Below are 11211 nucleotides of genomic sequence, written 5' to 3'. Positions count from 1 at the left end.
GCCCCGACAAGAGCCCGGACCCGTCCACCCGACCGGTCCGTCCTCAAACGCCGGACAGGCTGAAAAGCCCCCGCCGACCGACAAGGCGCGGGGGTCTCCCCACGCCGCAAGGGGGGGAGGCTCAGGGCCATGCCCCCGGCAAAAGCATCGGGACCAGGATTCCAGCCCCGCCGGCGCTTGAGGCGCGGGGCGCGGGGCAGAGCCCCGGTAGGGGGGCGGGGTATCACGTGGTGCTAGCGGTCGTTCTGGGCCAGCCGGAGGAGGTGGTCGGCCAGCGCCTGGCCGCCCAGCGGGTCGCGGCTGATCAGCAGCAAGGTGTCGTCGCCGGCGATCGTGCCGAGGACGGCGTGGAGTTCGGCCTGGTCGATGGCCGAGGCGAGGAACTGGGCCGCGCCCGGTGGCGTACGCAGCACCACCAGATTGGCGGACGCCTCCGCGGAGATCAGCAGCTCCCCGGAGAGCCTGCGCATCCGCTCCTCCTTCGCGGACTCCCCGAGGGGAGCGTGCGGAGTGCGGAAGCCGCCCTCGCTGGGTACCGCGTAGATCAGCTCTCCCCCGGTGTTGCGGATCTTCACCGCGCCCAGTTCGTCGAGGTCCCGGGAGAGCGTCGCCTGGGTGACGCTCAGCCCGTTGTCCGCGAGGAGCTTGGCCAGTTGGCTCTGGGAGCGCACCGGCTGCCGGTTGAGGATGTCCACGATCCGGCGGTGGCGGGCCATCCGCGTCTGCGGTACGGCGGGCCCGCCCTGCTCGGTGTCCTGCGCCTCGCTCATCGTCGTCTCATTCTCCGGATCGCCCTTCCCCCTCGGCAGCGCCGGCCGCGCTCGCCGCGTCAAGAACGCCGGGCAGTGCCCCGAGGAACGCGTCCACATCCGCCTGCTCGATGATCAGTGGCGGCATCAGCCGTACGACATCGGGGGCCGGGGCGTTCACCAGAAAGCCGGCGCTCTGAGCCGCCTGCTGCGCCTGGGGCGCGAGGGGCTCGTTGAGCACGATACCCAGCAACAGGCCCGCACCACGGATATGGGAAACCAGCGGATGCCCGAGTGATTCAACTCCGTCCCGGATCCGCTCGCCCAGCCGCTTGACCTCGTCAAGGATTCCGTCGCCCGCGAGGGTGTCCAGAACGGCGAGTCCGGCGGCGCAGGCGACCGGGTTCCCGCCGAAGGTGGTGCCGTGCTGGCCCGGCTTCAGCAGTTCCGCCGCCTCGCCGAAGGCGACGGTCGCGCCGAGCGGCAGCCCGCCGCCGAGCCCCTTGGCGAGTGTGACCACATCGGGTTCGACGCCCTGGTGGGCCTGGTGCTCGAACCAGTGGCCGGTCCGGCCGATCCCGGTCTGGACCTCGTCGAGCACCAGCAGGGTGCCGGTGGCCCGGGTGATCTCCCGGGCGGCCTCCAGATAGCCCCTCGGCGGGACGACGACGCCGTTCTCGCCCTGGACGGGTTCGATGATGACGAACGCGGTCTCCTCGGTGACGGCGGCCCTCAGGGCTGCGGCGTCGCCGTAGGGGACATGGGTGACATCGCCGGGGAGCGGCAGGAAGGGCTCCCGCTTGCCGGGCTGCCCGGTGAGCGCGAGGGAGCCCATGGTGCGGCCGTGGAAGCCGCCGGAGGTGGCGACCATGTGCCGGCGGCCGGTCAGCCTGCCGATCTTGAACGCGGCCTCATTGGCCTCCGCGCCGGAGTTGCAGAGGAAGACGCGGCCCGGGCGGCCGAAGAGCTGGATCAGCCGTTCGGCGAGGGCGACGGGCGGCTCGGCGGTATAGAGGTTGGAGACATGGCCGAGGGACGCGATCTGCCGGGTGACGGCCGCGACGACGGCGGGGTGGGCGTGGCCGAGGGCGTTCACGGCGATACCGCCGACGAAGTCGGTGTACGCGGTGCCGTCCGCGTCCCAGACCGTGGCGCCCGCGCCCCGGACCAGGGACAGCGCGGGGGTGCCGTAGTTGTCGGCCATCACACCCTGCCAGCGCCGGGCGAACTCCTGGTTGCTCATGACTCCCCCGTCGCTCATGATTCCCCCTGTTCATCGGGGGCATCGGCGACGACCATCGTCCCGATGCCTTCGTCCGTGAAGATCTCCAGCAGGATGGAGTGCGGTACCCGGCCGTCGATGACGCGGGCGGTGGTGACTCCGTTGCGTACGGCGAAGAGACAGCCCTCCATCTTCGGCACCATGCCGCTGGAGAGGTCGGGCAGCAGCTTCTCCAGCTGGGTGGCGGTGAGCCTGCTGATCACTTCGTCGCTGTTCGGCCAGTCCTCGTACAGCCCCTCCACATCGGTGAGGACCATCAGCGTCTCGGCGCCCAGCGCGGCGGCGAGGGCCGCCGCCGCGGTGTCGGCGTTGACGTTGTAGACGTGTCCGTCGTCCTCGGCGCGGGCGATGGAGGAGACGACCGGGATACGGCCGTCCGCCAGCAGGGCCTCGATGGCACCGGTGTCGATGCCGGTGATCTCACCGACCCGGCCGATGTCGACCGGCTCGCCGTCGATGACCGGCAGATGCTTGGTGGCGCTGATGGTGCGGGCGTCCTCGCCGGTGAGGCCGACGGCGAGGGGGCCGTGCTCGTTGAGCAGCCCGACCAGTTCGCGCTGGACCTGCCCGGCCAGGACCATCCGTACGATGTCCATCGCCTCGGGCGTGGTGACCCGCAGGCCCGCCTTGAACTCGCTGACCAGCCCGTGTTTGTCGAGCTGGGCGCTGATCTGGGGGCCGCCGCCGTGGACGACGACCGGCTTGAGGCCGGCGTGCCGCAGAAAGACGACGTCCTGGGCGAAGGCGGCCTTGAGATCCTCGTCGATCATGGCGTTGCCGCCGAACTTCACGACGACGGTCCTGCCGTGGTGCCGGGTGAGCCAGGGCAGCGCCTCGACGAGGATCCTGGCCTTGGGCAGGGCGGTGTGCTTACGGGTCCTGCTGGACTCGCCGGAGGCGGCGGATTCCATGGACCCGCCCGGTCCGCCGGTGTCGGCGGGGGCACCTGTGTCGGCGGGTTCGGTGGACCCGCCCGGTCCGCTGGCGTCGGTCATGAGCTGTACGCGCTGTTCTCGTGGACGTACTCGGCGGTGAGGTCGTTGGCCCAGATGACGGCGGTCTCGGGGCCGGCGGCGAGATCCGCGGTGATCTTCACCTCGCGGTAACGCATATCGACCAGCTCGCGGTCCTCGCCGACGCCGCCGTTCTTGCAGACCCAGACTCCGTTGATGGCCACATTGAGCTGATCGGGCTCGAAGGCGGCCCCGGTGGTGCCGATGGCGGAGAGCACCCGGCCCCAGTTGGGGTCCTCGCCGTGGACGGCGCACTTGAGGAGGTTGTTCCGGGCGATCGAGCGGCCGACCTCGACGGCGTCGTCCTCCGTCGCCGCGCCGATCACCTCGATCCGGATGTCCTTGGACGCGCCCTCCGCGTCACCGATGAGCTGGCGGGCGAGGTCGGCGCAGACGGCCCGGACGCCTTCGGCGAAGGCGTCGTACGCGGGAGCCGTCCCCGAGGCGCCGGAGGCGAGCAACAGCACGGTGTCGTTGGTGGACATACAGCCGTCGGAGTCGATGCGGTCGAACGTGAGGCGGGTGGCGTCGCGCAGCGCCTTGTCGAGTTCGGCGCTGCTCAGGTCGGCGTCGGTGGTGAGGACGACGAGCATGGTGGCGAGACCGGGGGCGAGCATGCCCGCGCCCTTGGCCATCCCGCCGACGCTCCAGCCGTCGCCCTGGTGGACGGCGGTCTTGTGCACGGTGTCGGTGGTCTTGATGGCGATGGCGGCCTTCTCGCCCCCGTGCTCGCTGAGCTGCGCGGCGGCGGTCTCGATGCCGGGCAGCAGCTTGTCCATCGGGAGCAGGAGGCCGATGAGGCCGGTGGAGGCGACGGCGATCTCGCCCGCGCTGTGGCCTTCGAGGACCTCGGCGGCCTTCTCGGCGGTGGCGTGGGTGTCCTGGAAGCCCTGGTGTCCCGTACAGGCGTTGGCGCCGCCGGAGTTGAGGACGACGGCGGTGACCCGGCCGCCCCTGAGGACCTGCTCGGACCACAGGACGGGGGCCGCCTTGACGCGGTTGGAGGTGAAGACGCCAGCGGCGGCGCGGCGCGGACCGGTGTTGACCACGAGGGCCAGGTCCGGATTGCCGTTCTCCTTGATCCCGGCGGCGATGCCCGCCGCCGTGAATCCCTTCGCTGCGGTGACGCTCACTGCATCTCCCTCGTCGTTTCGGTGTTCGCCGCCCGTGGGCCGCCGACTGCGGGGGTCTCGCTCATGGCGCGACCCCGGTGGTGGAGAGCCCGGTGGTCTCGTCGAGACCGAGGGCGATGTTCATGCTCTGCACCGCGCCGCCGGCGGTGCCCTTGGTGAGGTTGTCGATGGCGCTGATCGCGATGATCCGGCGGGCGCTCTCGTCGTACGCGACCTGGACCTGGACGGCGTTCGATCCGTATACGGACGCGGTCGCGGGCCACTGGCCCTCGGGCAGCAGCCGGACGAACGGCTCGTCGGCGTACGCCTTCTCATACGCGCCGCGGATGTCCTGCGCGGTGGTGCCCGGCCCGGCTTTGGCCGAGCAGGTGGCCAGGATGCCCCGGGCCATGGGGGCCAGGGTCGGGGTGAAGGAGACGGTGACCGGCTCCCCCGCCGCCGCGCTCAGATTCTGGATCATCTCGGGGGTGTGGCGGTGACCGCCGCCGACTCCGTACGGGCTCATGGAACCCATGACCTCGGAGCCGAGGAGGTGCGCCTTGGGGGCCTTGCCCGCGCCGGACGTCCCGGAGGCGGCGGTGATCACGGCCTCGGGCTCGGCGAGTCCCGCCGCATACGCCGGGAACAGCGCGAGCGAGACCGCGGTCGGGTAGCACCCGGGCACCGCGATCCGCCGGGCTCCCGCCAGCGCGACCCGGGCACCCGGCAGTTCGGGGAGGCCGTAGGGCCAGGTCCCGGCGTGCGGCGAGCCGTAGAACCGCTCCCAGTCGGCGGCGTCGGCGAGGCGGAAGTCGGCGCCCATGTCGATGACGAGCACATCGTCGCCCAGCCGTTCCGCGACGGCGGCGGACTGCCCGTGCGGCAGCGCGAGAAAGACGACATCGTGCCCGGCGAGCACCTCGGGCTCGGTCGGCTGGAGCGTCCGTCCGGCGAGCGGCGGCAGATGGGGCTGGAGGGCGCCGAGCGTCTGCCCCGCGTTGGAGTGGCCCGTGAGCGCGCCGATCTCGATACCGGGGTGCGCGAGAAGCAGCCGGAGCAGCTCTCCGCCCGCGTATCCGCTCGCTCCTGCCACTGCCGCTCGTACCGCCATCGGACCCTCCTCGTCGATGGCATGACTATACGCAGCTCCGCAGTTTTATGCAATCATGGTGATCCCTCGCGCGCGGGCCGGGCGGCCTGCGCGCCGGACATCCTCCCAGGGCCGAGCCCCTGATCTCGGATGTCCGTCACAGCGGATCAAGCCCAGTCCTGGCTGTCAGTGTGTCCTTGTAGCCTCCGCATCATGACAACCGAACTGGCCCATGACCCGCGTCCGGTCTTCTCCCGCGCACTTGATCAGGCCGGGCAACAGGTTGCGGCGGTGAGTCCCGATGAGCTGAGTAACCGCACTCCCTGTGCCGATTACGACGTCCGCGCGCTGCTCGGGCATGTGGTTTCCGTGCTGCACAAGCTCGTCCGAGTCGGCACCAGAGGCGATGCGCGCGACGTCCCCGATGTGATCGACGGCATCGCCGATGACGGCTGGACCAGCGCGTTCACCCGGGCGCGTGGCGAGGTCGAGCGCGTGTGGGCCGATGACGAGAAGCTCGACCGCATGGTCGAGCTGCCGTGGGCCACCCTGCCCGGCCGGACCGCTCTCGATGCCTACACCCACGAGTTCACGGTTCATTCCTGGGACCTCGCACATGCCACCCGGCGGCTGGCCGGACTCGACCCCGACCTTGCCGCGCGGGCGCTCCAGGCATTCTCGAAGTTCGCGCCGCCGGAGGACCGCAGCGAGCGGGGCCCGTTCAGCCCGGCCGTACCGGTGCCGGACGACGCCGACGTCTACACCCGGCTGGCCGCGTACCTGGGGCGCCGACCATAGTCAGAAACAGGCATCGCGGCCTTGGGCCGGCAGAACCACACGTATCGCGACCTGAGGTCGGCAGAACCATCGGCTATCGGACGTGCCTCTTTTTGGACCGGCCTGTCGGAAGACGGTGTTGCGGGTGTTGCGGGTGTTGCGAACCCGCAGCGGCCGGTGGCCGGTGGGCCGAAGCGGGCCCCCACCCGGTTCCAGCCGAGCCGCGTGGCCCGCACCGACGCCGGTCGTCAGTGACGCAGCCGGGCGGCGGCGGCCAGGATCGGGGTGGTCACGGCGGTAGCGGCGGCGCCGAGTGCGGTGTCCGTCGCCAGCACCAGGCGGACCGTTCGCATGGCAAGGGTGAGGATCTCGCTGCCGCGTCGGCGCATACCTGCCTCGAACCGGTTCACGGCCTCGGCCGGCGTGGTGCCGCCGTCAGCGGCGTCACCCCAGTGCCGTAGCAGGTCGGCCGCGTCACGAATGGCCGCGCCGGCCCCCATTCCGGCGGTGGGCGGTGTCGCGTGGACGGCGTCGCCGAGGGCGGTGATACGGCCCGCGGGCCAGGGCGCCAGCTCGGCGGCGCGGGCCGAGGCGGCGTTGAAGCGGTACGCCGCCACGCTGTGCGGGTCCGCGCGGGCGATGACCTCCAGGGTGCGCTCGGCCCAGCCCCGCTCGCGGAACCGTCCGAGCAGCGCGGCCTGCAACGCGCCGTCGCGCAGGGCGCGCAGGGAGTCGGTCGCGGCGGATTCGGGGAACATGGCGCCCCAGATGTAGGTGGGGCCGGTGGTGACGGACATCCGCAGCTCGGGGGCGTCGAGCACGGCGTTGCCGACCGGGTCGAGAAAACCAACGTACAACGCCGCCCCCCGTGGTCCCAGCGCCATCCCCGATCGTGGTCCGAGCCGTTGCTGTTCACCGGGGCTCAGGTCCCCCCGGAGGGTACGGCCGGAGAAGCCGACGATGCCCGCCGGGCTGTTGGTCGGGCCTCCCGCCAGGTGCCGGGCGACCACGGAGTGGGTGCCGTCCGCGCCCACCACCAGATCCGCCGTGACCGGTTCGGCGTCGGTGAACAGCACTCGGGGTGTGCCGTCGTCACCCCGGCCGACGTCGGACACGGTCCTCCCCAGATGCAGGTCGTCGCCGACCGCCTCGGCCAGCAGTCTGCGCAGGGTGATGCGGTCGATGTCGATGCCGGGGTGGCCGGTGAGATCGGGACCGCGGCCGAGCAGCCGGCCGCGACGGTCCCAGAACGCGTCGCGGTCGCGCAGCCGCAGCGCCGAGGCCGACGCGAGGAGTCGCCGCATGATCTCCGGCGCCACCAGCTCACGCAGCGCCGACTGGGCCCGCCCGTCCAGGGTGATGTGGTAACCCCCGGTCGCCGCCACATCGTTGTCGCGGTCGAACACTGCCACCTCGAAACCCTGGCGGCGCAACCCCGCCCCCAGCGCGAGTCCACCGATCCCGCCACCGACCACAACCACACGCGTACCCATTCGTCCTCTTCCGTCATTGTTCGCCTGCACGGGCGCTCCACCGTGACACCGGTAGTGGACACAGAGTGGCCAGTACCGGACATGATGGGACGATGGCGAACACCTCACGACGGGCCTTGCGGCTCTTGTCCCTGTTCGGATCGCGCCGACAGTGGCCGCTGCGCGAGTTCGCCACCGCGCTCGGGGTCAGCGAGCGCACCGTCCGCCGTGACATCGAGACGCTGCGCGAACTCGGATACCCGATCACCACCGTCCACGGACCCGATGGCGGTTACCGGCTCGGCGCGGGGCACACCCTCCCGCCGCTGGTGTTTGACCACGACCAGGCGCTCGCGGTCGCGGTGGCCCTGCAGACCGCACCCAGCACGGTGTTCGGCCTGGGAGACGACATGGCGCGGGCGCTGGTCACCCTGGAACAGGCCATGCCCGCGGCGCTGCGGGAAACCATGAAGTCCCTGCGCCTGACCAGGCTGCAGAACTACTGGGAGTTCCCGGCACCCCCCATCGACTCGACCGCGCTCACTGCCGTGGGAGCCGCGGTGCGCCACCGACATGTACTCGTCACCGAAACGCTGCGCGCCGACGGCTCACGCCCCGCCTCAGGTGACGACGACTTCCTGCCCGCCCGCCGCATCGAGCCACACCATCTGGTCGTCTGGGCCGGCCGGTGGTACGTGGTCGCCTACGACCTCGGAGACGACCAGTGGCGAGTGCACCGGGTCGACCGGCTCCGCCCCCGCTCCACGACGCACCCCTTCAGCCCGCGCACGCTCCCCCACGACGACCTCGCCCACTTCGTCATGAGCAGTCACGACCGCGGTGACACCGCCGCCGCCTGGGAGTGCACCGGCAGCGCCCGACTCCACCTGTCGGCAGACGTCGTCGCCCGCTGGGCACCGGGCGGCTCGGTCGTCGAACACCTCGACACCGAAAACTGCCGACTCACCCTCGGCGCCTGGTCCTGGGCCGGCATCGCCGGGATCCTCTCCACCTTCGACACCGAACTCACCGATGTCCATCCACCCGAACTGGCCCAGGCGTGCCGACGTATTGGCCACCGATTGGCCACCACCGCGGACACGCAAAGAAGACCGTAGCCGTCTCTCACCTGTCGGTGACAGCATCCACGGCCATGGCGGACAGCTGAAGAGGTTCCGTGTCAGGGCGGGCGAGGAGGCAGAACTCGTTGCCCTCCGGGTCGGCGAGGACGATCCACGGGACGTCGCCCTGACCGAGGTCGACATCGGTGGCGCCAAGAGCCCGCAGCCGGGCCGCCTCCGCCGCCTGGTCGTCACCACGGCACGGCAGCAGATCGAGATGGACGCGGTTCCACACGGTCCGCACGCCGGGTGTGCGAAGGAACTCAAGGTACGGGCCGACGCCCTTGGCGGAGCGCAGCCGCGCATGATCGTCGGTCACCTCGTGCCGGGCCCAGCCCATCGCCTCGCCCCAGAACCGGGCCATGGCCCGCGGATCCGCGCAGTCGACCACCACCGCGGCGATCGGCCCGGTGTCCCGGTAGATCTCCCGAGGCTCCAGCACACAGAACACATTGCCCTCCGGGTCGGCCAGCACCGTCCACGGGACATCGCCCTGGCCCACATCGGCGGGCGTCGCCCCGAGATTCTTCAGACGCGCGACCAACTCCGCCTGATGAGCCGCGGAGGTGGTGGCGAGATCGAGGTGCACGCGGCACTTCATCGCTTCAGGGGCCGGGACCGAGACGACATCGACACAGACGGCGACGGGGTCCGGCCAGACAAAGCCCGGTGTGGCCGCCGTTGCCCCTGTCCCCTCGCTGGACACACCCCAGCCGAGCGCCTCCGCCCAGAACCTGCCGAGCGCCGAGTCGTCCCCGGCCTTGAAATTCACCTGAACAAGTCGCGGCGCCATGCCGCCGACCCTATGCCCGGGTGTCCCGGCCGGGCGAGGGGCTGGAATCCATTCGACCCCGCTCGCCTCGCCCGGTACGGTCGCGAGCTGTTCTCACTGCGGGGTACCCATGAGATCCGCGTGCGCCCACCCCGGCAGTTCCCCTGCTGAGAGTAGGTTTCGCCCATGGCATGCCGTATCAGTGAGCTGGTGCTCAAATGCCACGACCCCGAGGTGCTGGCGCGGTTCTGGTGCGAGGTCCTCGACTTCGTAGAGCTCGATCGCGAAGCGGAGGGCTGTATCGAGATCGGTCCGCGCGAAGGGTTCGGCGGCCCGCAGCCGACGATCTTCCTCATCCGCGACGACGAGCCGAGGAACGGGCCTGCCCGGCTGCACATCGACGTCAGTCCCACCGACCGCGATCAGGACGCCGAGCTTGAGCGCCTCCTGGCCGCCGGGGCGGAACGCGTCGACATCGGTCAGCCCGTGGAGGCGTCCTGGCACGTCCTCGCCGATCCGGAAGGCAACGAGTTCTGTCTGCTCAAGTCCCGCATCGGCGCACTCTGACAGGGGCCTCGGCCTCGGCCCCGGCGGCGCCCACGGCCCGTACGCCCGCGCACGGCACCCGCAGCGGGGACGGCGCCGGAGACCGCACCGGGGACCGAACCGGGGACGGCGCCGGGGAGCGCGCCGGGGAGCGCCGGATCGACCCGGCCGCCACCGACGCGTCTCCGACGCCGCGCCGGCCTTCCGCTGTGCCCGTTCTGTGACATGTTCGGCACCGGCCTGCGGCCCGGGCGCCCCTAGCGTCGAACCCATGATCGTATGGCTCAACGGTACCCACGGCTCAGGCAAGACGACGACGAGCGCACTCGTGCAGCCACTCATCCCGGATTCACGGGTGTTCGACGCCGAGAAAGTCGGCGAGACGCTCATGGACATCAAGCCCGGGCTGCCCTGGATGGACAACTTCCAGCACTGGCCGCCGTGGCGGCAGCTCGTCGTCGAGACCGCCCGCCGCGTACTCGAATACACCGGCGGCACCCTGGTGATGCCCATGACCGTCCTGGTCGAGTCGTACTGGCGCGAGATCAGTACGGGCCTCGCCCAACACTCCATCCCGGTGAGGCACTTCGTCCTGCACGCCGACCAGGACACCCTCCGCGGGCGCATCGCGGGTGACACGGTTCTCGGCCCCAACTCCCCGTTCCGTCTCCAGTACCTTGAGCCCTACGCCGAGGCGGCCCGCACGTGGCTGCACGCCGAGGCCGAGGTCGTCGACACCACACACCTCACGCCCGCCCAGGCCGCCCAGCGGATCGCGGAAGCCGTCAAGGGGTGATCCCTGTCCGGCACATGTGATCCGGCGGAGGTGTCCACGCGACCACCTCCGGCCCGCTCGGCGCATGCCGGTCCGCTCACGCTCAGTGCCTGTCGGTCCGTTCGGTGATGCTCCAGTGGTAGCCGTCGAGGTCGGTGAAGTGCCCGGTGAAGTCACCCCGGCCGGCTCGGTGAATCCCGTACTGAACGCTGTACAACGGAGGAGACCCAGCGCGACGGCTCCTCCCGCGATCAGCGGCACGGTGTCCACGGCTCAGCGCCCCGGCCTGCGGCGGCCGGCCCAGCGGCGAAGTCCCCATCGTGAGCGGCGGGGGCGCGGCTGGAGCGGCCGACCGCCGTCCGGGCCGGCCTGACCGGCTTCGCCGGGGTCCCGGCCCCAGTGGTCGTCGGGTGAAAGGAGCGGCGCCTTGCGTTCCGCCTGAGCCCGGATCTCGACGTAGGACTCATGAGAGGTGATACGGAACGCCTCCTCGTAGGAGGCC

General features: G+C 71.1%; 11 protein-coding genes and 1 pseudogene. 4 read left to right on the top strand and 8 right to left on the bottom strand.

Going from position 1 to position 11211, the window contains the following annotated elements; translation table 11 throughout:
- Window positions 1-233 precede the first annotated feature (233 nt).
- From ACWF94_RS20835 to argC, 5 genes are all read right to left on the bottom strand, one after another.
- The gene (locus ACWF94_RS20835) at window positions 234-770 is read right to left on the bottom strand and encodes an arginine repressor (RefSeq protein ID WP_453490240.1); all 537 of its coding nucleotides are present in this window, start codon (window positions 768-770) and stop codon (window positions 234-236) included.
- 7 nt (window positions 771-777) lie between these two features.
- The gene (locus ACWF94_RS20830) at window positions 778-1992 is read right to left on the bottom strand and encodes an acetylornithine transaminase (protein WP_453490246.1); all 1215 of its coding nucleotides are present in this window, start codon (window positions 1990-1992) and stop codon (window positions 778-780) included.
- A gap of 14 nt (window positions 1993-2006) precedes the next feature.
- Entirely contained in the window at window positions 2007-2942 is a 936-nt protein-coding gene (gene argB / locus ACWF94_RS20825) for an acetylglutamate kinase (protein ID WP_453490243.1), read from the bottom strand.
- 80 nt (window positions 2943-3022) lie between these two features.
- The gene (gene argJ, locus ACWF94_RS20820) at window positions 3023-4177 is read right to left on the bottom strand and encodes a bifunctional glutamate N-acetyltransferase/amino-acid acetyltransferase ArgJ (RefSeq protein ID WP_453490237.1); all 1155 of its coding nucleotides are present in this window, start codon (window positions 4175-4177) and stop codon (window positions 3023-3025) included.
- Window positions 4178-4238: 61 nt separating this feature from the next.
- Complete coding sequence (argC, locus tag ACWF94_RS20815) at window positions 4239-5267, bottom strand: N-acetyl-gamma-glutamyl-phosphate reductase (protein ID WP_453490235.1); 1029 nt, start codon at window positions 5265-5267, stop codon at window positions 4239-4241.
- A gap of 192 nt (window positions 5268-5459) precedes the next feature.
- On the opposite strand from argC, the gene ACWF94_RS20810 reads away from it, so the two are divergent.
- On the top strand, window positions 5460-6044 hold the full coding sequence (locus tag ACWF94_RS20810; RefSeq protein WP_453490232.1) for a TIGR03086 family metal-binding protein: 585 nt from the start codon (window positions 5460-5462) through the stop codon (window positions 6042-6044).
- A gap of 227 nt (window positions 6045-6271) precedes the next feature.
- On the opposite strand, the gene ACWF94_RS20805 is transcribed toward ACWF94_RS20810, so the two are convergent.
- On the bottom strand, window positions 6272-7516 hold the full coding sequence (locus tag ACWF94_RS20805) for an FAD-dependent oxidoreductase (protein ID WP_453490229.1): 1245 nt from the start codon (window positions 7514-7516) through the stop codon (window positions 6272-6274).
- 92 nt (window positions 7517-7608) lie between these two features.
- Here ACWF94_RS20805 and ACWF94_RS20800 point away from each other — a divergent pair, with 92 nt between their 5' ends.
- On the top strand, window positions 7609-8613 hold the full coding sequence (locus ACWF94_RS20800) for a helix-turn-helix transcriptional regulator (protein WP_453490226.1): 1005 nt from the start codon (window positions 7609-7611) through the stop codon (window positions 8611-8613).
- 7 nt (window positions 8614-8620) lie between these two features.
- Here ACWF94_RS20800 and ACWF94_RS20795 read toward each other — a convergent pair whose 3' ends face one another.
- Window positions 8621-9409, bottom strand: a complete 789-nt coding sequence (locus ACWF94_RS20795; protein ID WP_453490223.1) for a VOC family protein — start codon at window positions 9407-9409, stop codon at window positions 8621-8623.
- 165 nt (window positions 9410-9574) lie between these two features.
- On the opposite strand from ACWF94_RS20795, the gene ACWF94_RS20790 reads away from it, so the two are divergent.
- Entirely contained in the window at window positions 9575-9955 is a 381-nt protein-coding gene (locus ACWF94_RS20790; protein WP_453490220.1) for a VOC family protein, read from the top strand.
- Window positions 9956-10205: 250 nt separating this feature from the next.
- On the top strand, window positions 10206-10730 hold the full coding sequence (locus ACWF94_RS20785) for an ATP-binding protein (RefSeq protein WP_453490218.1): 525 nt from the start codon (window positions 10206-10208) through the stop codon (window positions 10728-10730).
- Window positions 10731-10982: 252 nt separating this feature from the next.
- On the opposite strand, the pseudogene ACWF94_RS20780 reads toward ACWF94_RS20785, so the two are convergent.
- Window positions 10983-11211 (bottom strand): annotated as a pseudogene (locus ACWF94_RS20780) (hypothetical protein); the annotation flags it as partial.

Source organism: Streptomyces sp. NPDC055078, assembly GCF_053607985.1.
Note: the sequence above shows the minus strand (reverse complement) of the source record. Positions and strands in the feature narration are given on the sequence as shown.

Bases quoted from the DNA above. Each gene is read 5' to 3' on its own strand.
- ACWF94_RS20835 (WP_453490240.1), bottom strand. From the start codon at position 770: ATGAGCGAGGCGCAGGACACCGAGCAGGGCGGGCCCGCCGTACCGCAG.
- ACWF94_RS20830 (WP_453490246.1), bottom strand. From the start codon at position 1,992: ATGAGCAACCAGGAGTTCGCCCGGCGCTGGCAGGGTGTGATGGCCGAC.
- argB (WP_453490243.1), bottom strand. From the start codon at position 2,942: ATGGAATCCGCCGCCTCCGGCGAGTCCAGCAGGACCCGTAAGCACACC.
- argC (WP_453490235.1), bottom strand. From the start codon at position 5,267: ATGGCGGTACGAGCGGCAGTGGCAGGAGCGAGCGGATACGCGGGCGGA.
- ACWF94_RS20810 (WP_453490232.1), top strand. From the start codon at position 5,460: ATGACAACCGAACTGGCCCATGACCCGCGTCCGGTCTTCTCCCGCGCA.
- ACWF94_RS20805 (WP_453490229.1), bottom strand. From the start codon at position 7,516: ATGGGTACGCGTGTGGTTGTGGTCGGTGGCGGGATCGGTGGACTCGCG.
- ACWF94_RS20800 (WP_453490226.1), top strand. From the start codon at position 7,609: ATGGCGAACACCTCACGACGGGCCTTGCGGCTCTTGTCCCTGTTCGGA.
- ACWF94_RS20795 (WP_453490223.1), bottom strand. From the start codon at position 9,409: ATGGCGCCGCGACTTGTTCAGGTGAATTTCAAGGCCGGGGACGACTCG.
- ACWF94_RS20790 (WP_453490220.1), top strand. From the start codon at position 9,575: ATGGCATGCCGTATCAGTGAGCTGGTGCTCAAATGCCACGACCCCGAG.
- ACWF94_RS20785 (WP_453490218.1), top strand. From the start codon at position 10,206: ATGATCGTATGGCTCAACGGTACCCACGGCTCAGGCAAGACGACGACG.